At 54.2% G+C, this 24,629-nt stretch carries 20 protein-coding genes and 1 pseudogene; 10 read left to right on the forward strand and 11 right to left on the reverse strand.

Annotated elements, in window-relative coordinates:
* Positions 1-399, reverse strand: coding sequence for a succinate dehydrogenase, cytochrome b556 subunit (sdhC, locus tag J4G78_RS03395; RefSeq protein ID WP_207988493.1), 399 nt, complete (start codon positions 397-399; stop codon positions 1-3).
* 239 nt (positions 400-638) lie between these two features.
* On the opposite strand from sdhC, the gene J4G78_RS03400 reads away from it, so the two are divergent.
* The 6 genes and pseudogenes from J4G78_RS03400 to J4G78_RS03420 all read left to right on the forward strand — a co-directional run bounded on the left by J4G78_RS03400 (position 639) and on the right by J4G78_RS03420 (position 7,510).
* The gene (locus J4G78_RS03400; RefSeq protein WP_207990367.1) at positions 639-1,358 is read left to right on the forward strand and encodes an SDR family NAD(P)-dependent oxidoreductase; all 720 of its coding nucleotides are present in this window, start codon (positions 639-641) and stop codon (positions 1,356-1,358) included.
* Positions 1,355-2,026, forward strand: coding sequence for a spermine/spermidine synthase domain-containing protein (locus tag J4G78_RS03405; protein WP_207988494.1), 672 nt, complete (start codon positions 1,355-1,357; stop codon positions 2,024-2,026). The genes J4G78_RS03400 and J4G78_RS03405 overlap by 4 nt, the downstream gene beginning before the upstream one ends.
* Before the next feature lie 361 nt (positions 2,027-2,387).
* A pseudogene (locus J4G78_RS18055) lies at positions 2,388-3,562 on the forward strand (M1 family aminopeptidase/hydrolase); the annotation flags it as partial.
* Between the two features lie 96 nt (positions 3,563-3,658).
* Positions 3,659-4,174, forward strand: coding sequence for a leukotriene A4 hydrolase C-terminal domain-containing protein (locus J4G78_RS18060; protein WP_243457289.1), 516 nt, complete (start codon positions 3,659-3,661; stop codon positions 4,172-4,174).
* Between the two features lie 447 nt (positions 4,175-4,621).
* Positions 4,622-6,499, forward strand: a complete 1,878-nt coding sequence (locus J4G78_RS03415; RefSeq protein WP_207988496.1) for an ABC-F family ATP-binding cassette domain-containing protein — start codon at positions 4,622-4,624, stop codon at positions 6,497-6,499.
* Between the two features lie 27 nt (positions 6,500-6,526).
* A complete protein-coding gene (locus J4G78_RS03420; protein ID WP_207988498.1) occupies positions 6,527-7,510 on the forward strand; it encodes a 50S ribosomal protein L11 methyltransferase in 984 nt (327 codons plus the stop codon).
* Between the two features lie 4 nt (positions 7,511-7,514).
* On the opposite strand, the gene phhA is transcribed toward J4G78_RS03420, so the two are convergent.
* Positions 7,515-8,411: a phenylalanine 4-monooxygenase gene (gene phhA / locus J4G78_RS03425; protein ID WP_207988500.1), complete on the reverse strand. Its 897-nt coding sequence runs from the start codon at positions 8,409-8,411 to the stop codon at positions 7,515-7,517.
* Between the two features lie 44 nt (positions 8,412-8,455).
* Here phhA and J4G78_RS03430 point away from each other — a divergent pair, with 44 nt between their 5' ends.
* Complete coding sequence (locus J4G78_RS03430; RefSeq protein WP_207988502.1) at positions 8,456-9,133, forward strand: TIGR02117 family protein; 678 nt, start codon at positions 8,456-8,458, stop codon at positions 9,131-9,133.
* Here the strand turns inward: J4G78_RS03430 and J4G78_RS03435 are convergent.
* On the reverse strand, positions 9,130-9,810 hold the full coding sequence (locus J4G78_RS03435) for a Crp/Fnr family transcriptional regulator (protein WP_207988504.1): 681 nt from the start codon (positions 9,808-9,810) through the stop codon (positions 9,130-9,132). The genes J4G78_RS03430 and J4G78_RS03435 overlap by 4 nt on opposite strands.
* 84 nt (positions 9,811-9,894) lie before the next feature.
* Here J4G78_RS03435 and J4G78_RS03440 point away from each other — a divergent pair, with 84 nt between their 5' ends.
* On the forward strand, positions 9,895-10,779 hold the full coding sequence (locus J4G78_RS03440) for a sterol desaturase family protein (protein ID WP_207988506.1): 885 nt from the start codon (positions 9,895-9,897) through the stop codon (positions 10,777-10,779).
* 178 nt (positions 10,780-10,957) lie between these two features.
* Here the strand turns inward: J4G78_RS03440 and J4G78_RS03445 are convergent, their stop codons facing one another.
* From J4G78_RS03445 to J4G78_RS03460, 4 genes are all read right to left on the reverse strand, one after another.
* A complete protein-coding gene (locus J4G78_RS03445) occupies positions 10,958-12,121 on the reverse strand; it encodes a sterol desaturase family protein (protein ID WP_243457202.1) in 1,164 nt (387 codons plus the stop codon).
* Positions 12,122-12,144: 23 nt separating this feature from the next.
* On the reverse strand, positions 12,145-14,205 hold the full coding sequence (gene ligA, locus J4G78_RS03450; protein WP_207990371.1) for an NAD-dependent DNA ligase LigA: 2,061 nt from the start codon (positions 14,203-14,205) through the stop codon (positions 12,145-12,147).
* A 38-nt stretch (positions 14,206-14,243) separates the two neighbouring features.
* Positions 14,244-15,908 (reverse strand): DNA repair protein RecN, encoded by a 1,665-nt coding sequence (recN, locus tag J4G78_RS03455; RefSeq protein ID WP_207988507.1) that lies wholly within the window; start codon positions 15,906-15,908, stop codon positions 14,244-14,246.
* 72 nt (positions 15,909-15,980) lie between these two features.
* Positions 15,981-16,766 (reverse strand): outer membrane protein assembly factor BamD, encoded by a 786-nt coding sequence (locus tag J4G78_RS03460; RefSeq protein WP_207990373.1) that lies wholly within the window; start codon positions 16,764-16,766, stop codon positions 15,981-15,983.
* A gap of 289 nt (positions 16,767-17,055) precedes the next feature.
* On the opposite strand from J4G78_RS03460, the gene J4G78_RS03465 reads away from it, so the two are divergent.
* Positions 17,056-18,633 (forward strand): FAD-dependent oxidoreductase, encoded by a 1,578-nt coding sequence (locus J4G78_RS03465; RefSeq protein WP_259371357.1) that lies wholly within the window; start codon positions 17,056-17,058, stop codon positions 18,631-18,633.
* Positions 18,630-20,066, forward strand: a complete 1,437-nt coding sequence (locus tag J4G78_RS03470) for an MFS transporter (protein ID WP_207988509.1) — start codon at positions 18,630-18,632, stop codon at positions 20,064-20,066. The genes J4G78_RS03465 and J4G78_RS03470 overlap by 4 nt, the downstream gene beginning before the upstream one ends.
* A gap of 50 nt (positions 20,067-20,116) precedes the next feature.
* Here the strand turns inward: J4G78_RS03470 and pnp are convergent, their stop codons facing one another.
* From pnp to J4G78_RS03490, 4 genes are all read right to left on the reverse strand, one after another.
* Positions 20,117-22,396 carry a polyribonucleotide nucleotidyltransferase gene (gene pnp / locus J4G78_RS03475; protein ID WP_207988511.1) on the reverse strand — a complete coding sequence of 760 codons (2,280 nt, stop codon included), beginning with the start codon at positions 22,394-22,396 and terminating at the stop codon, positions 20,117-20,119.
* Between the two features lie 269 nt (positions 22,397-22,665).
* On the reverse strand, positions 22,666-22,935 hold the full coding sequence (rpsO, locus tag J4G78_RS03480; protein ID WP_108812664.1) for a 30S ribosomal protein S15: 270 nt from the start codon (positions 22,933-22,935) through the stop codon (positions 22,666-22,668).
* A 25-nt stretch (positions 22,936-22,960) separates the two neighbouring features.
* Positions 22,961-24,025, reverse strand: a complete 1,065-nt coding sequence (truB, locus tag J4G78_RS03485) for a tRNA pseudouridine(55) synthase TruB (RefSeq protein WP_207988513.1) — start codon at positions 24,023-24,025, stop codon at positions 22,961-22,963.
* A gap of 22 nt (positions 24,026-24,047) precedes the next feature.
* The gene (locus tag J4G78_RS03490; protein WP_207988515.1) at positions 24,048-24,560 is read right to left on the reverse strand and encodes a DUF2239 family protein; all 513 of its coding nucleotides are present in this window, start codon (positions 24,558-24,560) and stop codon (positions 24,048-24,050) included.
* Positions 24,561-24,629: the final 69 nt, after the last annotated feature.

Genomic DNA, 24,629 nt, shown 5'->3' on the forward strand with positions numbered 1-24,629 from the left:
TTATCCAATCAACTTTGAAGAGATGAAAAACCAGAGCGCAGCGGTTGAAAGCAACGCCAACACGGGCACAGCGGCCGACCATAATTTGTTCGTCTGGAGTTCATAACCCGCGCCCGCATCAAGCACGAAATGGCGCAGGCCGGAATATGTATGTTCGAACAGGGCAAAGGTCATACCGATCATGACAATGAAGCCGGGAATGGTCGTCATGATACCGACGAAAAATTCGTAAGATTCCGGTCCAGCGGAAATGCTGTACAACCACCAAACCAGTATAGGAGCGCCGAGCAAGGCGAGTGCATCACCCGTGGCGCGGTGGAGGATGGAGACCAGCATATGCGGCCCCCATTTATATATTCCCAAATGCGGCGATAATGGCCGGTTCGTTGGCTTAACCAATTTTAGTCCCCTGATCAGAAACTCCGCGTCTAGCTGGAGTCTTCGTAAACGAACCAGTGCTTTAGCGAAAACATGGCGGCATGCAAACAGGATAGCTGGCTTTTTCTGCGCTGCTTGTCCAGTTTCTGGATGCAAAATGCCGTCGCACTCATGCAAATCACAAAAGCGCTATTAAAATTATCAGCCTTTCGGCATCTCTTGTTGGACCTTTGGCTGTGCTCGCCCTATTCCTGCACAGCATGACAGATACAAAGACACATATTTTGGTAACAGGCACAAGCCGCGGCATTGGGAAAGCGATATTGGACGGTTTTGACCGGAGCGATATTCTAGTGGTCGGGCACAGCACTTCCGGCGAAGCAGGACTGTTAAAATCGGATTTTGGGAACTCAGATAATGTCTCGCGATTGTGGCAAGACGCTTTGGATCGGCTAGACGGCCGCATTGATGTTCTAATCAACAATGCCGGCATTTTTGATCCTAACCCTATCGCTGGCAGCAATACAGACTGGCTGGACAGCTGGAACCGAACCATGCAAATCAATCTGACGGCGTCGGCGCAGCTTTGCCGGTTGGCCGTGCGGCATTTTCAGGAGCGGGAAACGGCGGGACGGATCGTCAACATCGCCAGCCGCGCCGCCTATCGCGGAGACAGCCCGGATCATTGGCATTATGCGGCTTCAAAAGGCGGAATGGTCGCGATGACCAAAACCATCGCCCGCGCCTATGCCAAGGAAGAGATATTGGCTTTTGCCATTTGTCCTGGCTTTACGATGACCGGCATGGCTGAGGATTATCTGGAAAGCCGAGGCGGTGAAAAACTGCTCAAGGATATCCCGCTAGGCCGCGTGGCCCAGCCAGAGGAAATTGCATCCATGGCCAAATACTGCGCGCTCGACGCCCCGGCTTCCATGACTGGCGCGGTGCTCGATGCCAATGGCGCGAGCTTCGTCCGGTGACACCGCGTATTTTACTCGACACGGCGGATGTTCCAAATGGCGGCGGAGAGCTTCGGCTGTTCCAGCGCGGTCAGGAATTTTCGATCATGCTGGGCAGCAATGAGCTGATGAACAGCCGGCTCAGCGGATCGGAGGAAGCGCTCGCCACCCTGCCCTGTAAACGCTTGTCCGACCGGACCGAAGCGCGCCTATTGATCGGCGGGCTCGGCATGGGCTTTACCCTGCGCGCCGCGTTGCCGTTATTGGGCGCAAAGGCGGAAGTCGTAGTGGCAGAACTGGTGCCAGCCGTCGTCAAATGGGCGCAGGGACCAATGGCAGAGATATTTGATGGCAGCCTGGCTGATCCCCGCGTCACCATCGAAACCGCAGATGTGTTCGACCTGATCTCTCAAAATCATGGGTCTTATGATGCGATCCTATTGGATGTGGATAATGGCCCGGACGGGATCACCCATGCGTCAAACGACAGACTATATAATAGCGCCGGTTTGAAAACCGCGCAAAAGGCGCTGCGACCCGGCGGCATATTAGCGGTCTGGTCCTCTGCGCCGGACACAAAGTTCACACGGCGATTGGCGGATGCTGGCTTCGCAGTGGAAGAGACACCAGTCCGCGCACATGGCAAACGCGGAGCGCATCATATAATCTGGCTGGCTACGAAGCGCTAGTATTTGCTAGCGGTCGCTTTGGGCGCAAAATCGGACATGAGCAATTTGGAAAAGCCGGAACGGTTCGTCTATCGAATGTTGACGGGGGATATTTTATTGTATCAGGGGCTGGCAAGCGGCTGCGTATGATGTAAATCACCTGAAAATTCTCTCTGATCAGGATTTCCCTATGCGCATTCACGTCTCATTTCTTATATTGCCGTTTCTACTCCTCCTTGCCGGCTGCGGTGACCTGGTCTCTCAGGACACGGCTCAACGGGGCGAAATCGCGCCAATATTGACAAGCAAAGAAGCGTTTGATGATCAGACTTTTGCAAAGCCTCAAGAGGCGCGTGTAACGCATATTGACTTGGATCTGGCGATGGACTTTGATGCGAAGACGATCGGCGGAACGGCCACTTTGGATGTGCTGGCGGCGGATGAGGCCAGCGAGATTATCCTCGACTCCAATGGGCTTCGCGTCTCTGCGGTCACCGATGAGGCTGGCAATGCTCTGATATTTGCCCTTGGCGAGACGGTCAAAGGTAAGGGCGAACCCTTGACCATCCAGCTTCCGGCTCAAAAACTGGAGCGAGATGCCGAGCTGGCAGAGGGCGCGCTTGCTGCAACACACCGGATCGTGGTCGAATATGTCTCTGCTCCCGAGGCCGAGGCCTTGCAGTGGTTAAGCCCGGAGCAGACAGCGGGTGGCAAGCATCCCTTCATCTTCAGCCAAGGACAGGCGATCAATAACCGCACTTGGATTCCCACCCAGGACAGCCCCGGAATTCGACAGACATGGCAAGCGACCATCTCGGCGCCCGAGCCTTTGAATGTCGTCATGAGCGGTGTGATTCAGGGCGATCCCGAACCAGAGGACGGGAACCGCCGTGATTTTCGCTTCGTGATGAACAACCCGGTCCCTCCTTATTTGATTGCCATTGCAGCGGGTAATATCGAATTTCGCGAGCTTGGCTCGCGTTCCGGGGTATGGGCAGAGCCCGAAGTCATCGAAGCGGCCGCGCAAGAAGTCGGCGATACAGAAGAGATGATCGACGCCGGGATTGCATTGTTCGGTGACTATCGCTGGGGCCGCTATGACATGATCATCCTGCCGCCAGCCTTCCCCTATGGCGGCATGGAAAACCCGGTGATGACCTTTCTCACACCGACGTTCATTGCGGGTGATCGCTCTAACAACGGATTGGTTGCCCATGAACTGGCCCATAGCTGGTCTGGAAACTTGACCACCTATTCGAGCTGGCGCGATGGATGGTTGAACGAGGGGTCACGTCCTATTTCGAGAACCGCATCGTCGAGGAAGTCTATGGCAAAGAGCGCGCCGAGCAGGAATATGCTCTCAGCTATGCCGGTTTGGTCGGCGGCATCGATGATGTCGGCGCAGACAATCCAGGCACAGCCATGCGTACACCCGATGCGATAAGCCCGTTCGATACGAAGGGTTTCGCGATTTACGACAAAGGGACAGTGTTCCTGCGCACGGCGGAGAATATCATCGGCCGCGAAAAATTTGATGCCTGGCTGACTCAGTGGTTTGACAGTCACGCATTTGAGCCGGTGACATCCGAAATGTTTCTGGCTGATCTGCGCGAGAAGCTGATCGGTGATGATGCTGAACTGGAAAAACGATTGATGTTGGACGAATGGGTTTATGGCACCGGCCTGCCGGAAAACGCCTGGAAACCTGATCCGCAGGCCTTTGCAGAAGTGGACAGCGCGGTGGCAGCTTATGCGAATGAGGCAGCGCTGCCCAATGTCAAGGTCTGGCGCGACTGGACGGCGGCAGAGCAGCGGCGCTTCCTTGAGGAACTCCCTCAGGATTTGTCTGCCGAGCAACTGGCAGCACTGGACACGACCCTGGGGCTTTCGCAAACTGACAACAATGAAGTGTTGTTTCTGTGGCTGGAGGCAGCGCTGCGCAATGAATATGCTCCGACCGTTCCGCAAGCCGAACGCTTTTTGGCGACAGTGGGACGCAATAAGTTTGTCAGCCCCTTGTTCACAGCACTTAACGAAACGGATTGGGGCAAGCCGATCGCTCAGCGCATCTATGCCGAAACGCGTAGCAGCTATCACGCCTATACGCGCGGCAATGTAGATGAGACGCTTCAATATAAGGTATCTGCGGAAACGTCGCTGTCAGAGTAACTGCAACCTGTCTCTGATTGGTTTTGTCAGACTAAACCTACTTTGCTGTAAATCGGGCAAGCCGCGATCGGCTGCGTTCATGCCCAAGTGTCGGCTTCGGGATGAATCGGCCACGCAACTCTTTCCTACAGCCCCTGTCATGAGCTATGTTCAACTTGGCTCTTTGATATTGGCGAATATGCGATGATGTTGTGGATTGGTGGTGCTTGCGGAAGGTCACACTCGACGGAGCAGGTCTATTGTTAGTGGATTTATATGAAAGGGTTTTTATTCATCACCATCGAAAACAAAAACCGGCTTTGGGTGTCAACATAGGGCGCGAGACTATCATCGGCCTTCGAGATTGTAATGGATAGTTTGATAGGACAAAGTTCCAAGCAAGTGGTTTCGGTGTAGCAAACTTCACTCTCACTAGCCGAATCCCCAAAGCTCCGCTAACGAGCGGCCATGCTGAATTTTAGCAACATCACGGTGCGCCTTGGCGGTGCGGTTATCTTGGACGGGGCGACCGCCGCCCTGCCCCCCGGCGCGCGCGTGGGGATGATCGGCCGCAATGGGGCCGGCAAGTCCACTTTGATGAAAGTGATTGCAGGATTGCTCGAACCCGATGATGGCAGCGTGGATATGCCCAAAGGCGCGCGCATGGGCTATATTGCGCAGGAAGCCCCGGCAGGCGCAGAAACGCCTTTGGATACAGTTCTGGCGGCGGACACAGAGCGCGCAGCCTTATTGGCAGAAGCGGAAACGGCAGACGAACCGCACAGGATTGCCGAAATCCACGAGCGTCTTAACATGATTGAAGCGCATAGCGCCCCGGCTCGCGCCGCCAAAATCTTGATCGGCCTGGGTTTTGACGAAGAAGCACAGCAACAACCGATGGACAGTTTTTCCGGCGGTTGGCGCATGCGTGTCGCACTCGCAGCGCTGCTGTTCTCACAACCTGAATTGCTGTTGCTCGATGAGCCGTCAAACCACCTCGATTTGGAAGCCACCCTATGGCTGGAAAATTTCCTGACCAGCTATCAAGCGACCATCTTAGTGATCAGCCATGAGCGGGATTTGCTCAACAATGTGGTCGATCATATTCTGCATCTGCAAGGTGGGAAGACCACGCTTTATCCCGGCGGCTATGATGCGTTCGAGAAACAGCGCGCGGAGCGTCAGGCACAAATGGCTGCCTCCCGTGAAAAGCAAGTTGCTCAGCGTCAGAAACTGCAAGCCTTTGTCGACCGTTGGGGGGCCAAAGCCCATAGTGCAAAACAGGCGCAAAGCCGTGTCAAAGCACTATCACGCATGGAACCGATTGCGGCCGCGATTGAAGACCCGTCCCTCAGCTTTCATTTCCCCAATCCCGCGGAACTCAAGCCGCCGCTGATTACGCTGGACGATGCCGCTGTCGGTTATGGCGATAATATCATCCTTTCCAGTCTGAACCTGCGCCTCGATCCCGATGATCGCACCGCTTTGCTCGGCCGCAATGGCAATGGCAAGACGACCCTTGCGCGTTTACTGGCCAGTCAGCTGGAACCCAAAGCGGGCGCGATGAACAAGTCCGGCAAGCTTACCGTCGGCTATTTCACCCAATATCAAGTCGAGGAACTCGACGCCACGGATACCCCGTTGGAGCATATGACGCGCCTAATGAAAGACGCAAAGCCCGGCGCCGTGCGTGCGCAGCTTGGGCGGTTCGGTTTCTCGGGCGACAAGGCGACGATGAAAGTTGGCAAACTGTCTGGCGGTGAACGCGCGCGTCTGGCCTTAGCCTTGATCACGCGCGATGCGCCGCATCTGTTGATCCTCGACGAGCCGACAAACCATCTTGATGTCGATGCCCGCGAAGCCTTGGTTCATGCCTTGAACGAATATACCGGCGCGGTCATTTTGGTCAGCCATGATCGCCACATGCTGGAACTGACCGCCGACCGTCTGGTCATGGTTGATGGCGGAAAAGCAGGTGAATTTACCGGTTCGCTCAATGACTATACCGATTTTGTGCTGGGGAAAAATCAGGAAGCCAAACCCACAGCCGGAGGGGGTGGTGGCGGTAATCGCAAGGAAGAACGCCGGTTGGCTGCGGAACGCCGCAAGCAGCAATCGGAGCTGCGCAAGACCGCCAGCACAGCCGAAAAGAAAATCGAAACGTTGGGCAAGAAATTGTCGGGCATTGATCGGGCGATGTTTGATCCCGCAAGTGCGGAAAAGGACTATGCCGATCTGACAATGACCGAATTGATGAAGTTGCGGGCTATTGTGCAGGATGAACTGGAGCAAAATGAAGCGGCTTGGTTAGAGGCCAATGAGGCGTTGGAGATGGCGAATGCTTAACCAAACCATTGATCCGGTTCTGATCCGGTGACCAATACATGGAAAGTCACCTTGCCCTGCACCCGTGAAGAGGCCGACAGCCTGTCGGAGGACAATCTTTTCATCAGCTCTACCGATAGCGTGCCGACTGTGGTCACACGAGAAGCGGACCCCGAAAGTCCGGACGATTGGGTGATTGAGATTTACTGCGATGCCAATCCTGATGCGGCGTTTCTGAAAGAAATTGCTGAACTGTCGCCATCTGCCAAACTGTCCAAAACCATACCAGCAGTCGAGGAACTGGGAAACGAAGACTGGGTAACAATGAGCCAGCAAGGCCTTGAACCTCTGCGTGCCGGCCGCTTCTATGTACACACATCCAACAGCCCACCGCTGGATGACAAAAGCGTCCGGAATATCTGTATCGACGCTGGTCAGGCCTTTGGCACCGGCCATCACGAAACAACCATGTGTTGCTTGGAAAGTCTTGATCGGCTGAAACGACTTGGTCAGCAATATGACAATATCATTGATGTTGGCACCGGCACGGGTTTGCTCGCTTTTGCGGCCCGCGATCTCTGGCCAACCGCGCAAATCATAGCCAGCGACATCGACCCGGTTGCCATCGAAGTCAGCGCCCAGAATGCTGCGGTCAATAATGTCGCGATCGGCCATTCGCGCAGGGCAATTAGATTGGAAACGAGCAACGGCCTTGACCACCCGGCAATAGGTCAGCGCGCGCCTTACGATCTGATTATTGCAAATATATTAGCGGGCCCGCTTATCGCGCTGGCCCCTCAAATTGCTGCGGCGGCGGCATCAAATACAGTTTTGGTTCTGGCTGGATTGCTAAAGGCCCAGCGCCTGGATGTCTTGCACGCCTATATTCGCGTCGGCTTTCGTCTGCGTCATAGTCGCGTGGAAAATGAGTGGCCCTGCCTTACGCTCGTCAAGGCCCGCGAATATGGCCTCGCGAAAACGCACAGGATCATAAGGTCTCCGCTGGCTTCCGACTATTTTGGTGAATGCTGAACGCTTAAACGACAACCGCCGTGCCTGATTGTGCACTGGCATGATCCTGCTTCCCGCGTGTAATCACGTCATCGCTCTCGATGATATCAGCAATAGCAATATCGGGCATATCGGCAATTTTCTCATAAACCGGCTTGAAATCGGTCTCGACCGTTACCCGCAACAATTCGTCCAGGCTGGGGATGACAAAGTAATTCTGCTGAAAATCATCAATTCGATATTCGGTGCGCAAAACCCGTTCGAGATTAAACATGATGCGATTGGGACTATCATTATCCAACGCAAAAACGCTCTCGCCATAGCTGGAGACAATACCGGCACCATAGATTCGCAGCCCTTCTGGTTCTCGAATCAGTCCGAACTCCACCGTGTACCAATAGAGCCTGGCCAGCTGCTTCAGCGTTCCGAATTTGAGTGCCCGAAGCCCGCCGCGCCCATAAGCTTCCATATAGTCCGCAAAACGCTGGTCTGCCAGCATGGGCACATGACCAAAAACATCATGGAAAATGTCGGGCTCTTGCAAATAGTCGAGCTGGTCGGGCTGCCGGATAAAATTACCGGACACAAAGCGCCGATTGGCGAGATGGTCGAAAAATACGTCATCCGGCACCAGCCCCGGCACGGCAACCACCTGCCAGCCCGTGGCATCCATCAATATTCGGTTGAGTTCCTCAAAGTCAGGAATACCGGGCTGCGAGAGATGTAATATGTCGATACCATCCAGAAACGCCTGCGCCGCACGGCCGGGCAGCATTTCCCGCTGGCGTGCGAAAAGCGTGTCCCAGGTGGCATGTTCCTCCGCAGTATATGCGGACCAATTCTGGTCGATCGTCCAGTCCGCATTTGCGTGTGCAGGCGGCTTGTCATAGACATGGGATTCTGGGTCGGGGGCTGTCAGCATTTTGGCATCCTACAGCAGAAAAGGTTTCAATGGCAACTTATCGAATGAAATGGCCCAAACGTATTTTTGCTGGCTTGTTGGCGCTAATAATAACGTATCTGGGCGCAGCCCTGTTCGGCAGCATATTTCCCGCCAATCAATTCTGGAAGAGTCCTGATGATGGTATAGAATTATTCATAGAAACCAATGGCCTACATACAGGCATCATCATACCCATCCAAAGCGATGTTCATGACTGGAGTGTCTTGATCCGGCCCGAGCATCTCGACGATCCCACAGTATATGGCAGCCATGTCCTTGTCGGATGGGGCCATGAAGGCGTCTATCGCAACGCAGAACACTGGCGCGATCTGCGGTTGAAAGACGCAGCAAGTGCGGTTTTCGGGAGCAACGATGTGTTGCTGCATGTTTATCACCTGAAATACCCACAGACTTATCCCCACTATCGGCGGAGCTTCAAAGTGAGTGAGGCGGAATATCGCCTGATCGTGGAAGCCATCAATGATCGCTTCGTTCTCGATGAAACGGGTCAATCCATTCCCTCGAAAGGCTATGGAAAATATGATCTGTTCTATAGATCCCAAGGCCATTACAATGCGTTTTATACCTGCAATAGCTGGACTGGCGACGTTTTACGCCAAGCCGGTATCAGAACCGGTATCTGGACCCCCTTTCAAGGCGGCGTAATGCGATGGTTTTTGGAAGCCGAAACGGACAATTAGGTACGATTTGAACCAAGAAGTGCGTTCCAGTCTCGCACCATGATCTGCCCATATTGCCGCTTTATCAGATCATCTGCCTCCATCTGCGCAAGAGCTTTGCCGAGCGAAATACGCGAAACACCCACCAGATCAGACAGTTCCTGCTGCGTGACGGGTATCATGGCATCGTGATCTTCTTCACTGCGCAACTGAAGCAAAGCCTGCGAAACGCGCTCGACTGTGGATAAATTCCGTCCGGCATCGATGAGATCGAAAGCCTGCTGGACCATATTGGCCATGGCTTTCAGCATTATCCTTGCAACGCTAGCATCAGATGCAATAGCCGCTAGCAATTCCGCTTCGCCAATCTCAATCAACCTTGCTTCGCTACCGGCAATTGCATCAACCATACGCGGAAATTCGCCCAAAAAGCCTTGTTCGCCAAAGCTTTCTCCTGGACCTAGCAAAGCAAACAAAGTCAATTTTCCATCAACAGAATGTCGGCCAATCTGAATAATGCCGTGATCAATATACCAAAATTCCTTAGCCGTATCGCCGCGCTGCTGGATCAATTCCCCTTTAGCGAAGCGCCGGACGCGCCCGCGGTCCAGCAAAGGGCCACGCACATTCTCGGGCATCAAGGAGACAAAACCGGCAGCTGCGAAGGTCGATTTAGTATTTTGGCGCGATTCACCCAATTGCAAACCTCTTAGCATTTGAAAGACCGGCTATCTGCTACAAAACAAATGTAAGCAAGTAATGTTTCGGTCAAAGGGCAAGTAATGCGGCCAGAAGTTTATGCGATTATAGCGGTCTTCGCGCTTTTTGGCGTGCTGGAACTGTTTCGTACTAAGCTTTTCGCGAAGCCCGAACAGACTGTTGACGATGCGATGGTAGAGATTATCGGGTCAGCAGCTTTATTGCTTTTCACTCAGCCAATGATCATCGTTTCCGCACAATTTCTGATGGGCATGGCAGCGCCACAATGGGCCGGAGTATTGGCAGGCATCCCGGTCATTGCAGCCATCGGGTTATTCCTGATCTTTGACGATATGACCCAATATTGGTGGCATCGCTTGTCTCACCAGATTCCGTTTCTCTACAATCTTCACCGCGCGCATCATAACGCGAAATATATGAGCATTCGTCTCGTCTATCGGAACAACATTTTCTACTATTCAATCATGCCGGGCATCTGGTTTTCCGGTATTCTTATCTACTTGGGTCTCGGCTGGGTCTATGTCGGATATATCATCGTAAAAATGACGGTCATTATCGGTGCACATAGTGACGTCGCCTGGGACGCACCGCTCTACAAAATTAAGTGGTTGTCACCTGTGATGTGGCTGGTGGAAAGAACTATTTCGACACCCGCCACGCATCATGCCCATCACGGTCGCCACTTGGAAGATGGCGCGACCAACTACAAAGGCAATTACGGCAATCTTCTTTTCTTCTGGGACGTCCTGTTTGGCACGGCGAAAATTACGCGCCGCTATCCGGATAGTTATGGCGTCGAAAATCTTGCACCGGCCACTCTTGGTCAGCAGCTCGCGTGGCCGTTGTTCCCGGAGAATAAGGACGGCGGTTATGGTGTGAAAGAACTCGCAGCCAAAGAAGCCGCAGCCCGAGGAAATATCCAAGGAGATAAGAGTTTGGCCGGATAACGAGTTGGGGTGGGGATCAGGGCGGCTGACGGATGGGGGAAACTCCGTCAGTCGCCTTGAATATTTTCCAGCCTATATTGCCGCTAACAAGTTCGGGTGGGGCCGGGGGCGACTGACATTCGGGGGAAACCGTCAGTCGCCCTTACTATTCAGCAGGCACCATTCCTATAAACTGCGCTTAATTTTCAGGATATTCGGGCTTCTTACGCGTTAGCGGATAAGCAAATTGCTTTAGATAGCCCCTGGGTACATCTTCCGGAATGCCATATCCCTCCGGCCATTTGGATGGCGGTAAATAGAAAGTCCCGAACAGCTTGTCGATCCACGGAAAATGGATCGCAAAGTTCACATCAAACGCTTCGCGCTCCAATCCGTGATGCCAATGATGGAAACGCGGGGTCGCGATCCAATGGCCAAGCCAATTGAAATCACCCTTGATATTCGCGTGCAGCAGGGATGAATAAATATAGACAAATGCGATATAAGCCTGAAGCACGGATGGGCTGAAGCCCAATGTCATCATTGGCAGCGAGGTTATCCCGCGCAGCAAGATAATTTCGATAAAATGCATCCGGGCGCCAGCCAGCCAATCCATCGATTTGGCGGAATGATGCACCGCATGGAATCCCCAAAGAAACGGCCATCGGTGGAATGTCCGGTGAAAGAAATATTGCACCAGATCCGTCAGAACTAACACGATCAGAAATTGCAGAACCCATGGAATGGAAGCGACCATCAAGCGAAAGGCCTCCCAGCTATTTGTATTGGCCACAACAACATTGGACGGCGCAAGCGCAAGAAAGGTCAAAGCCTGCACCATCATAGAGCTGATCAGATAGTAGAAGAGATCCTCTCGCCACTCGATCCGAAACAGCCGCTGCGACCGCTTATGCGGCAATATCCGCTCAAGCGGCGCGAACATCAGACCGGTGGCGACCATATTGACGATGAAGAAGTCGAGGCCGAAGAAAATACCCCAACTCCGCGTATCTTCCGGCTGCACATTAGCGCCACCGAGAAACGCAGCTGTTATACCTATGGCCAGTGCTGTAAAACCTAAAGCCCTTCGCGGACGGAGCAGCAAACTCAGCAAGGCAAGTGCATAAGAACCAAGCAACAGAATATGAACCGCACCGCGAAAGCCGGTCCAATCTTTGACCGCTTGCAGTTCCGGTGTCGCGAACCATTCGGGAAAGCGTAGCGCAATGACCATACCGAGACCGGCAATCGCCATCACAACGGCGAAAAACCCGGCGAACCAACCGCTGCCAAAGCGGCGCACCTCGGGTGGTGCCTCCAAATCTTTGGCGAGCTGCTTTAATATTCCATGCTTCTTGGCCAAGTCTAACCCCTACAATACTTGCCTTATCCGGCCGCTTTCACAATATCCGCCCACGCTGCTTCGTCGATCACTTCAATACCGAGTTCCGCGGCCTTCTTCATTTTTGATCCCGCGCCGGGTCCGGCGACAAGTAAGTCGGTCTTCGCGCTGACAGAACCGGAGGCTTTGGCTCCCAGAGCTTCGGCCTGTGCCTTGGCTTCGTCGCGGCTCATAGTTTCCAGTTTGCCAGTGAAAACAACAGTCTTGCCGGCAACGGCACTATCCCGTGTCTCGACAATATAATCGGGCGGCGTGACCTCACTCAGCAGATCCTCCCAAACTTCGCGATTATGCGGCTCGTGGAAAAAATCGGCCAACGCCTGCGCTACCGTCGGTCCTACCCCATCAATCTCGGTTACCTCGTCACGCACAGCTTCGTTGTCACGCGCTGCCATTCCGATTTCGGCCAATTTCGGGAGTGTTGTGAAATTCTTCATCAAATCACGGGCTGTTACCGTACCAATATGACGGATGCCGAGACCGAAGAGCAGCCGCGCCGCATCGGCAGAGCGTTTCTTTTCCACTGCCGCCAACAAATTATCCACAGACTTATCCTGCCAGCCATCCCGCGCCAAAATCTCTTCGCGATGCTGGTGCAGGCGGAAAATATCTGCGGGGCTTTCAATAAAGCCCGCTTCGATAAATTCCGCGATGCTCTTTTCGCCCAGCCCGTCAATATCAAGCGCGGCCCGCGATGCAAAATGGGCCAGTCGCTGAAATCGCTGCGCCGGACAGATCAAGCCGCCGGTGCAGCGGACATCCACTTCGCCCTCTTCCGCGACGGCCTCGCTATTGCACTTCGGGCAATGGTCCGGGAAAATATAGGGCTGACGATCTTCGTCGCGTGTAAGGTTTTCAGCCACTTGCGGAATGACATCACCTGCCCGTTGGACCAATACCCGGTCGCCAGGACGCACACCGAGACGTTCGATTTCGTCACGGTTGTGCAGCGTCACATTGGACACGACCACGCCGCCGACCGTGACCGGTTTAAGCCGTCCAACCGGCGTTAATTTGCCAGTGCGCCCCACTTGGATATCGATACTTTCCAACGTCGTCTGCGCCTGCTCCGCTGGAAATTTATGCGCCAGGGCCCAGCGCGGTGCCTTGGCAACAAAGCCCAGCCTTTGCTGCCAATCGAGCCGATCGACTTTGTAAACAACCCCATCGATATCATAAGGCAGGTCTGCGCGTTCCATCTCAATATGCCGATAGTGATCCAGCATCTGCTCCAGCGTTTCAAACCGCTTGACCAGCGGCGATAGCGGCAGACCCCAACTCTCAATTGCCGTCATGACGTCAAAAGCCGTCTCGCCAGGTACCGCACTTGCCACGCCCCATCCATGCGCCCAAAATTTCAGCGGACGCTTGGCGGTGATATTCGCATCCTTTTGCCGCAACGAACCCGCTGCTGCGTTCCTGGGGTTGGCAAATTGGCGAATTTTTCCCGGATCGAAATCTAAATTTTTCGCCGCAGCATCTGCCTTGCCCTCATCCATCAAGCGCGCGTTAAGGCCTTCAAAATCGCTCTTGGCCATGTAGACCTCTCCGCGAATTTCAAAGACATCCGGCACTTTACCGGCTAAGGTGTGGGGAATGTCGGCGATCATTCGGACATTGGCCGTTACATCCTCACCAATCTGGCCATCGCCCCGCGTAGCAGCCAGGACCAGTTCGCCTTTCTCGTAACGAAGCGAGCAGGAAAGACCATCGATCTTATCCTCCGCCGTGACCGCAACCATTTCATCCTCTGGCAGATTCAAAAACCGCCGCACCCGCGCCAGCCATTCCGCGATATCTTCATCCGAGAAACCGTTATCGAGGCTCATCATACGCTGTTCATGCGCCACTTTTGACAGCGGCGAATTGGCCACCGCCGCACCGACCAGCTTGTGCGGGCTATCATCCCGCACCAGATGCGGAAACGCCTCTTCCAGCTCATTATTCCGCCGCACCAACGCATCATATTCTGCGTCCGCAATTTCCGGCATATCTTCAGCGTGATAGAGCCTGTTATGCTTCGCGATGGTTTTTGCGAGGCGCATCAATTCATTGGCGGCATCCGCTTCCGAGAGGTCAGTCACTAAACCCCCTCCAACAACCGGTCTGCCTGAGCCCTTGCTTCATCCGTCACATCGGCCCCGGACAACATCCGCGCAATCTCCTGACGGCGGCCTTCACGGTCCAGCGCGTTCACATCCGTGCGGGACACCGTACCGTTGGAGCTTTTGTTGATCAGCATATGGGCATTGCCCTTGGATGCCACTTGCGGGCTGTGGGTCACGACCAGCAATTGTGCGCTGTCCGACAATCGCGAGAGCCGGTCACCAATCGCCGAAGCCACCGCACCGCCAACGCCGCGATCGACTTCGTCAAAGATGATCGTCTTTGCCCCGCCCTCTTCCGCCAAGGCAACTTTCAGCGCCAGTATGAATCGCGATAATTCACCGCCCGAAGCAATTTTGCCGAGCGGCGCCAGTGGCGCGCCGGGATTGGTGGAAATCAGAAACTCAATCCGGTCTATGCCATTGGCACCCCAGCGCTCTTCCTCCAATGGCTCCAAAAGGGTCTCGAACTGCGCTGCATCCAGTTTCAAAGGCACCAGTTCCGCAGCTACCGCTTTGTCCAATGCTTTCGCCGCTTTCGTGCGCTTGAGCCGCAAGGTTTCCGCAGCATCCACATAGTCTTTCTTGGCAGCTTTCACATTCGCTTCCAGAGTGCCTAACGATTTCCCGCCGTCGCTAATCGCCGCCAGCCGGGTTTCAAGGTCAATCAGCAATTGCGGCAAGGCATCACCTTCCACCCGATGCTTGCGGGCCAAAGCGCGCAGATCAAATAGCCGCGTTTCCATATCGTCGAGCCGCTGCGGATCAAAGGTCAACGCGTGGGCAGCGTCATTCAGTTTTTCTTCCGCTTCGCTAGCCTCAATCACGGCGCGGTCAATTGCCTGCAAAGCCTCTGCCAACAACGGATGGTCTTCTGAGATGCGGTCGAGCCGCCGTGCCGCCGCCCGCAGGGATGCCAAGCCGCCATTGGAACCATCAAAAGCTGCCCTGATCGCTTCAAGATCGCCCGTCAGCTTTTCGCCCTTCATCATGGTCGCGCGCTCCAACGCCAATTCCTGTTCTTCCCCTGGCTGTGGCGCGAATTTGGAGAGTTCCGCTACGCTATGTTCGAGATACTCGCGGTCTTGTTCTGCCGCTTCCTGATCGTCGAGCGCTTTTTTCAAGACCGACTTGGCGGATTGCCAGCCTTCAAACGCTTGCCTGACCTTCGCACCATCAGCGCCGGCATAAGTGTCGAGTAAAGTCCGATGCCCCTTGGGGTTGATCAGACCGCGATCATCATGCTGCCCGTGAATTTCGATCAGCTTGCTACCCAGTTCCCGCAGTAAAGTCGCAGAGCAGGGCTGATCATTTACAAACGCCTTGCTACCGCCATCGGCTTTGACCGAGCGTTTGATGATCAGCGGCTCACCAGGTTCCACATCGATGTCATTATCATGCAGATATAGCGCCAATTTGCTGCCCACGATTGGTGTATCAAAACTCGCCGTGACCTGGGCTTTCTTGGTTCCTTGCCGAACTAATCCGCTATCCGCGCGATTACCAAGCGCAAGGCCAAGAGAATCCAACAGGATCGACTTACCCGCTCCGGTTTCGCCCGTCAGCACAGACAGACCAGACCCAAATTCCAGGTCAAGCGCCTCAATAAGAACAATGTCACGAATGGATAAGGACTGCAGCACAGCCCTCTCTTAAATCACGTTTATCTTAGCTGCAACGCTCCATAGTCATGGATCGCGGCAATTTACACGAAATCAGGTCGAACCCTGCTTGTTACCGTGCTTATTGACCAGATCATAAGCGCGCTCATACCATTTCGAACCGGGATAGTTAGCGCCCAATACCGCAGCAGTCTTCTTGGCTTCAGTCGGGATACCCAATGCCAAATAGGATTCCGTCAACCGCATCAAGGCCTCTGCCGCATGCGTCGTCGTTTCATATTTTTCGATGACCGTTTGAAAACGAATGGTCGCCGCAAGCCATTTGCCGCGTCGCTGATAAAAGCGGCCGATTTCCATTTCTTTACCGGCAAGATGGTCATTCACCAGATCCATCTTCAACGTAGCATCAGCGGCGTAGCGGGTATTGGGATAACGGCGCGCCACTTCTCCCAATGTTGCTAGCGCTTGCTCGGTAATCTTCTGATCCCGGGTTACATCGCTAATCTGCTCATAATAGCTCAACGCAATCAGGTAAAATGCATAAGGGGCATCTTTGTTACCGGGATGGATTGACAGAAAGCGCCGTGAGGTTTCGATAGCCTTGTTGTAATCTCCAGCGACATAATAGCTGAAAGCACTCATCTGCTGTGCGCGGCGCGCCCAAGGCGAATAGGGATGCTGACGTTCTACCTCATCAAACAGAGCCGCAGCGATTTTATACTGGCCTCGATCAAGACGATCTTTTGCAGCATTGTAAAGTGTGTTTACATCACGGGCAACATAGCGCGTGTCTGCACCGCCGCCACCGCCGCCACCGAGCAAAGCACAGCCTGAAAGAGTGGTAACCGAAAGCCCCAGAAGAGCTGCTTTGATGATCATGTTTTTCATAACACTTCCCTTAACCACTAATCCGCTGCCCGCCAATAGCCTAATTATTGGTTCGGTCTATCTGTTGGCGACATAACCGCCTCTTGATATCTGGAAGATGAACGGTCAGATATAAAGACATGACCCAGCCCGAAAAAAACCCGCAAACCCCTTCCCCCAAAATAATAGCGGCGTCCCGTCTGTTGATGGTGCCGATCCGTATCAACGTGAGGAACAGACCTTTCCGACCCTGAAAGAAAGTCATCTCAACCGCATCAGTTCCTTCTGCGAAAAAGAAACGCTGAAAGATGGCGCATTATTGTTTGAGCGTGGGCAACGCAGTGTAGATTTTTTCATCGTTGTTTCCGGTGCAGTAGAGATTTTCGATACGGACGAAGACGGCAATGCCAACGTCTTTACCGTCCACCGCGAAAATCAGTTTACCGGTGAGCTTGATTTGTTCAATGACCGCGAAATTCTGGTCAGCGGCCGCGCATCCGGTGTTACCGAAGTTTTGCGTTTCAAGCGGTCTGATTTTCAAAGAATGGTTGTGACGGAACCTGATATTGGCGAAATCATCATGCGGGCGTTCATCCTCCGCCGCGTTGGACTGATCCAGCATATGCAAGGCGGCGTGACCGTTATTGGAAGGAAACAAGACGGTATAACTCTGCAAATTGATCGCTTCCTGACGCGCAATGGCTATCCCCACCGCATGCTCGACATTGACGAAGACAAAGACAGCGCGAGTGCAATGGAGGGTTTCAGCATCGACCGCAGCGATCTGCCGGTTGTTATTTTACCCGATGGGCGGCTGCTAAAAGCACCTTCAGACAAGCAATTGGCCGATGCGCTAGGTTTGACCGAAGAACTGCACCCTGACCATCTTTACGACCTAGCTGTCATAGGCGCCGGACCATCCGGTTTGGCTGCGGCCGTATATGGTGCTTCGGAAGGCCTGGAAACAATTATCATTGAAAAGCTAGCGCCCGGCGGCCAAGCTGGCACCAGCTCGAAGATCGAAAACTATCTCGGATTTCCGACCGGAATATCAGGCCAGGCGCTCGCTGGACGTGCTCAGATACAAGCGCAGAAATTCGGCGCGAGGCTGGCTATTTCACGTAATGCCATCGGGCTGGATTGCGGCGGCGATTATAACAAAATCAACCTGGAAGGCGATGAAGCTATCTGTACGCGCGCCTTGGTCATCGCCACAGGTGCGAGTTACCGCAAACTCAATCTGGAAAATGATGAGAAGTTTGAAGGCCAGGGCATTCACTATGCCGCTACTCCTATGGAAGCAAAGCTATGTCAAAATGAGGAAGTCGCCGTCGTCGGTGGCGGCAATAGCGCGGGACAGGCCGCGATGTTCCTAGCCCAAACGGCAAAGCATGTTCATCTGCTAATCCGCAGCAACAGCCTGGCGGCCAGCATGTCCAGCTATTTAATCGACCGCTTGGAAGCCTCACCTAAGGTCACGATAAGATTCGGCACAGCGATCACCGAACTGGTCGGTGAAGACTATATGGAATCCGTTCGCTGGGAAGGACCGGATGGTCTTGAAAAGAGAGATATCCGTAATGTCTTTGTCATGATCGGCGCGGTGCCCAATACCGAATGGATTGGCGATTGCCTGCAACTTGATGATGGCGGCTTCGTCCGTACCGGCAGCGACTGCCAAGGTGAACCAACAGATAGTCCCTATATGACCAGCCGCGCCGGAATTGTAGCCGTTGGTGACGTGCGATCGGGGTCGGTCAAACGTGTAGCCTCCGGCGTCGGTGAGGGCTCCGTGGTCATTCAGGCAGTACATAAATATCTCTCTGACCAAAAAGAAGCCGAAGCGCTGCAAGCTGAAACCCAAACTGAAATGGCGTGACAACCGCCCTTCCCGCCCCTTGCGATGAAAGCCTAGGCTTTCCGCCGGCGGAGAAGGATTCTACGAACAAAACTGGCGTTTTGACCGCTACCATATTGGGCTCCAGTCTGGCCTTCGTCATGGGGTCGATCGTCAATGTTGCTCTGCCATCGATGCAGGCGGATTTCGCAACCGATGCGCAGGGCGCGCAGTGGATCATCAACAGCTATTTGCTGCCCGTTGGGGCACTGATTTTGTTGGGCGGCGCGCTTGGTGATCATTATGGCCGCAAGCGGGTTTTTCAGGCTGGATTGATCATCTTCACCCTCGGCACCATCGCCTGCGCTCTTGCGCCTAACCTTGGCTCCCTATTGGCGATGCGCGCTTTACAGGGACTGGGCGCGGCTCTGCTTGCCCCCAATAGTCTCGCTATTATCTCGACTAGCTTTACCGAAGCCGAGCGCGGGAAGGCCATCGGGACATGGGCCGGCATGGGAGCTTTTGCCGGAGCAATTGCGCCAGTACTAGGCGGCTGGGCTGTGGATCTGGCAAGCTGGCGTTGGGCCTTTGCGCTTATCATCCCGCTGGGCTTATTGGCGCTGGTCATTGGTCAGCGGGCCATCGCTGCAGATGACAATGGTGATGCTGACAGCGCTCCGCTTGATTGGGCGGGCGCGTTTCTGATCACCATCGGGTTGGCCGCTCTGGTGTGGACGCTGACCGCCCTGCCCCAAACGGATATTGCCAGCGGGGCGAAATGGCTGGTCGGCAGCGCCGCTGTCGCAGTCACTGGCCTTTTTCTGATCGTTGAAAAACGCAAACAGGATCAGGCGATGGTGCCGCTCAATCTCTTCAATACCATTAGTTTTGCCGGTATCTCGCTGTTGACGCTTTTCCTCTATGCCGCGCTGGGTGGATTGCTGGTTTTGCTGCCCTTTCTGCTGATCAACGCAGGAGGCTATTCGGCGACCGAAACAGGTTTTGCGATCCTGCCTTTCCCGCTCACCATGGCTTTATTGTCGCGCTATGCGGGCGGGCTGAGTGATCGTTTTGGGGTGCGGATGATCTTGACGGTCGGCCCCGCAATTGTCGCGGCGGGATTTTTCTATTTCAGCCGTCTGGACAGCGCCGAGATCAATTACTGGCGGGACATTTTCCCGGCACTGATGATCATCGCTCTCGGGATGACCGCCAGCGTCGCTCCGTTGACCACGGCGGTCATGGCGAGTGTCAGCGATGAACATGGCGGAATCGCTTCTGGCATCAATAACGCGATATCCCGGTCCGCTGGATTAATCGCGACGGCATTGCTTGGTTTCGTATTGGTCGGCAGCGATAGTGGGAATGGCGCGCTGGTCGCCGGGTTTGCCAATGCGGCTTGGGTGGGTGCACTATTAGCGCTGGTCAGTGCCGTTGCGGCTTGGTTGTTAATCCGCCTAACACCCGCCACATAAAAAAGGGCCCCGCTTTCACGGAGCCCTTTTCATTATATCTGTAAGCAGACCTAGTCTTCGGTAATCGAGCTTGGCAATGGAATATCGCCGCCGCCATCTTTTTTGCCGCCGTCATTGTCGTTGTTACGACCACGACCGCGTCCACCGCCGCCATCACGACCGCGACCACGGCCACCGCCGCCGTCACGGCGCGGGCCGCGTGGTTTGCTTTCGCGTGGAGGACGTGTGTCTTCCAGCTCTTCACCGGTTTCCTGATCAACAACCCGCATCGACAGGCGAACCTTGCCGCGCTGATCGATTTCGAGAACCTTGACCTTGACTTCCTGCCCTTCGGACAGTTCGTCAGCCACCTTCTCGACACGCTCATTCTTGATTTCAGAGACGTGGACGAGGCCGTCTTTGCCGCCCATGAAGTTCACAAATGCGCCAAAGTCGACGAGGTTCACGACTTTACCATCATAGATTTTGCCAACTTCGGCTTCTTCCACAATGCCAGCAATCCATGCCAGAGCCGCGTCGATCTGGGATTTGTCAGAAGAAGAAACCTTGATCAGGCCTTCGTCATCAATATCAACCTTCGCGCCGGTTTCCGCAACGATTTCGCGGATCACTTTACCGCCGGTTCCGATAACGTCGCGGATCTTCTCTTTGTTGATCTGCAGCGTTTCGATACGCGGAGCATGTTCGGACATTTCAGTACGAACCGATGACAGAGCTTTGCTCATTTCGCCAAGGATGTGCGCACGGCCGCCACTGGCTTGTTCCAGAGCAGACTTCATGATTTCCTGCGTAATGCCGGCTACCTTGATGTCCATCTGCAAGGAGGTGATACCTTTTTCGGTACCGGCCACCTTGAAGTCCATGTCGCCGAGATGATCTTCGTCGCCGAGAATGTCGGAGAGAACAGCGAAATCTTCGCCTTCAAGGATCAGACCCATCGCAATACCGGAAACCGGACGCGCCAAGGGCACCCCTGCATCCATCATCGCCAATGAACCGCCACAAACGGTCGCCATCGAAGATGAACCGTTGGACTCGGTAATGTCGGAGAGAACCCGGATCGTGTACGGGAAGTCTTCAACTGTCGGCAATACCGGACGCAGCGCGCGGAAAGCGAGCTTACCATGACCGGTTTCGCGGCGGCTGGTGAAACCAAAACGCCCTACTTCACCAACCGAATAAGGCGGGAAGTTATAGTGCAGCATGAAGTTGGTGTAGCTCAATCCGTCCAGACCATCGATCATCTGCTCGGCATCTTTGGTGCCAAGCGTCGTGGTCACGATTGCCTGTGTTTCACCACGGGTGAACAAGGACGAACCGTGGGTCCGTGGCAGCAAGCCAACCATGGCTTCGATCGGGCGAACCTGATCCAGCTTACGGCCATCAATACGGGTGCCATCTTTGATGATCGCTCCGCGAACGATTTCCGCTTCCAGCTTCTTGACCATCTTGCCAGCGGTCATTTGAACCTGGCCTTCTTCTTCGGCATATTTCTCTTTGGCTTTTTCACGAACCGCATTCAGCGCGTCTGAACGCTCTGATTTGTCGGTTTTCTTGTAAGCCGCAGCAATATCGTCACCAACCAGCTTGCGCAGGTCTTCCTTGATATCGCTATTATCTTCGGCAGAAGCCAGTTCCCAAGGCTCTTTCGCAGCCTGTTCAGCCAGATCGATGATGAGGCCAGCAACATCCTTGGATGCTTCATGCGCGAACTGAACAGCACCGAGCATGACGTCTTCGGAAAGCTCTTTAGCTTCCGATTCCACCATCATCACAGCGCCAGGTGTGGCCGCTACAACCAGGTCGAGTTCGCCTTCGGCAACTTCTTCCATGGATGGGTTCAGCTGATATTCGCCTTCTTTGTAACCGACACGAGCCGCACCAATGGGGCCCATGAATGGAACGCCGGAAATGGTCAGCGCAGCAGAAGCCGCAACCATCGCCAGAATATCGGGTTCGTTCTGACCGTCATAGCTCATCACCTGACAGATCACGTTGATTTCGTTGTAGAAACCTTCGGGGAACAGCGGGCGGCAAGGACGGTCAATCAAACGCGATGTCAGCGTTTCTTTTTCCGTCGCACGGCCTTCGCGCTTGAAGAAACCGCCTGGAATACGACCAGCGGCTGAGAATTTTTCCTGATAGTGGACGGTCAGCGGGAAGAAATCCTGTCCTTCGCGTACCGATTTGGCGGCTGTCACTGCACAGAGTACAACCGTTTCGCCGAGGGTCGCGAGAACCGCGCCATCAGCCTGACGGGCAATACGGCCCGTTTCGAGGGTGAGGGTCTGTCCGCCCCACTCCATTTCAACTTTCTTTACATCAAACATTCGTATTTTCCTTTGTCCCGCCTGCCCTATGCAGTGCGGGGGCTTTCATTTGTCCAGCAATCCGGCTGAACAGCGGTTAGAAGCTATTAGCGCTTCCGAATCTTGGCAATCCCCACCTTATTGTGAAGATATGCCTTACTTGTGCCCCCGCGAAGGCGGGGGCCTATCTCCTGAGCCAGCGGCTATAGGCACCAGCTAGAGATGGATCCCGCCTGCGCGGGGATGACCCAATACGTAATCGGCCCGCGAAAGCGGGCCGAACGATTGCGTCATTTCCGGAGACCAAGGTCTTTAATCAACTTGGAATAGCGGGCCGCATCTTTCTTGCGGAGATAGTCCAGCAAGCTGCGGCGTTTGTTGACCATCATCAGCAAACCACGACGGGAGTGGTTGTCCTTGTGATGGCCTTTAAAATGCTCGGTGAGGTTCACAATACGCTCGGTGAGGACTGCAACCTGTACTTCCGGGGAACCGGTATCGCCTTTTGTCTGGGCGAATTTTTCAATCAGTTCCTGTTTTTTTTCTGCGGTAATCGTCATAATCTTATTTTTCCTTCGAACATCTTTACATATTAAATCCGCGAACAACCTTTACGGTTCCAACAACAAGCTCTGCCAAGGCAACCGGAGAACCATCTTCGGTCGCTAGAAAAAGCCCGTCATTTGGCGGGTTCCCGATCAATTCCTGTTCGTCCAGCACTTGGCCTTGCCGAAGCAGTCTTGCCTGATCAGGAGTGAGGTCAACAGCCGGGATGTCGTCCAGCCCTGCCTCAAGTGGCAAGAGATAATCTTTAATGTCCGCGCCCTTACCAATTTCATTGAGTTTGTCCAGCGAAATCGCATGTTTCAGCGTAAACGGCCCCGCCTTGGTGCGGCGCAGCATCGTGACATGGCCGACGGTACCGAGTGCGCGCGCGATATCCCGGGCCAGAGAGCGGATATAGGTGCCTTTGGACACATTGGCGATGAGGGTAACAGAATCTATCCTCTCCCCTTGAGGGAGAGGAAACGGAGACTTGGCAGCTTGCTGCCCTAGTCGAGTTGGAGAGGGGTCTGGCTGGGCGCTCTCTCTCAACCCCTCACCAAGCTTAGCTAGTTCGCTCCGCTCACAAGCATCGCCGTCCTCTCCCTCAAGGGGAGAGGAAACGGAGAGAGCATATATCGTCACACTCCGCATCTTCATCTCAACCGCTTCACCGGCCCGCGCCAGATCATAAGCGCGCTTGCCATCAATTTTCAGAGCGGAATATTGTGGCGGTATCTGATCAATCGGCCCGGTAAATTGCGGCAATATGGCCTCGACCTCCGCCAGTGTCGGCAAATGATCGGAAGCCTCGGTCACCTCCCCTTCCGCGTCCAGCGTCTCGGTCTCGCTCCCAAAAGCCACCGTAAACTCGTAGACTTTCGACGCATCCAGCATCCGCCCGCACAGCTTTGTCGCCTCACCCAGCGCTATCGGTAAAACCCCGGTGGCCAACGGGTCCAGCGTCCCGCCATGACCGACCTTGGTCTTATCCTTGCCCTTCCCGAGCAATCCGGCCTCACGCAAGTTGCGCTTCACCGCGCCAACAGCCTGTGTCGAGCCTAGCTCCAATGGTTTGTCGAGTATGATCCAGCCATGCGGTTTCAAATATATTTCCTAGAAAATAGTCTCACGATTTCGGCCATGCCAAACCAATAGCGTGATCGCGGACAGAAGCCGACCATTGCTTGGAAAGCAATTCAAAACGTTCCCGGTCATCTGCATATAGGGCCCGTATCGCTTCCTCAAATTGCGGCCAATCGCCCGCAATGACGGTCAGAAAATGGTAAGCTGCATCCTGCCCGGTTCGTTTGTCTGTACCGGTTTTCCGCGCCTGTTCAACCAGTCGGCGTAATGTTGCCGATGCCCCGCCGGATTGTTTAGCAAGCCAGTCCCAATGCCGCGGAAGCAAGGTGACTTCTTTGGAAACCACGCCAAGCTTGGGACGGCCCCGCTTTGCCGGTGCTTCTGTTTCACTGGTAGCTCGCAAATCAAAGTCAATTTGATTGCCGGTCTCGTCATCGAAAACCAATATGTCCGAGCTGCGTTTGACCTCGGGCAGAGCCCGCAAGGTGTCAATAATTTCTGAGCGAGTCCCCGTTGCTAACCAATTTGCTTCTGAAAATGCTGTGTAAGTGGTCATGACCAATCCTTTCGGACGTGCATTTATACCCCGATAATATTCGAGTCAATATACCCGGGTAAAATATTT

Origin of the sequence: Parasphingorhabdus cellanae (genome assembly GCF_017498565.1) — a bacterium.
In the GTDB taxonomy this organism is placed as follows: Bacteria; Pseudomonadota; Alphaproteobacteria; order Sphingomonadales; family Sphingomonadaceae; genus Parasphingorhabdus; species Parasphingorhabdus cellanae.

Bases quoted from the DNA above. Each gene is read 5' to 3' on its own strand.
- J4G78_RS03400 (WP_207990367.1), top strand. From the start codon at position 639: ATGACAGATACAAAGACACATATTTTGGTAACAGGCACAAGCCGCGGC.
- J4G78_RS18060 (WP_243457289.1), top strand. From the start codon at position 3,659: ATGTTGGACGAATGGGTTTATGGCACCGGCCTGCCGGAAAACGCCTGG.
- J4G78_RS03415 (WP_207988496.1), top strand. From the start codon at position 4,622: ATGCTGAATTTTAGCAACATCACGGTGCGCCTTGGCGGTGCGGTTATC.
- phhA (WP_207988500.1), bottom strand. From the start codon at position 8,411: ATGCTGACAGCCCCCGACCCAGAATCCCATGTCTATGACAAGCCGCCT.
- J4G78_RS03430 (WP_207988502.1), top strand. From the start codon at position 8,456: ATGAAATGGCCCAAACGTATTTTTGCTGGCTTGTTGGCGCTAATAATA.
- J4G78_RS03440 (WP_207988506.1), top strand. From the start codon at position 9,895: ATGCGGCCAGAAGTTTATGCGATTATAGCGGTCTTCGCGCTTTTTGGC.
- ligA (WP_207990371.1), bottom strand. From the start codon at position 14,205: ATGCGCCTCGCAAAAACCATCGCGAAGCATAACAGGCTCTATCACGCT.
- J4G78_RS03460 (WP_207990373.1), bottom strand. From the start codon at position 16,766: ATGATCATCAAAGCAGCTCTTCTGGGGCTTTCGGTTACCACTCTTTCA.
- pnp (WP_207988511.1), bottom strand. From the start codon at position 22,396: ATGTTTGATGTAAAGAAAGTTGAAATGGAGTGGGGCGGACAGACCCTC.
- rpsO (WP_108812664.1), bottom strand. From the start codon at position 22,935: ATGACGATTACCGCAGAAAAAAAACAGGAACTGATTGAAAAATTCGCC.
- J4G78_RS03490 (WP_207988515.1), bottom strand. From the start codon at position 24,560: ATGACCACTTACACAGCATTTTCAGAAGCAAATTGGTTAGCAACGGGG.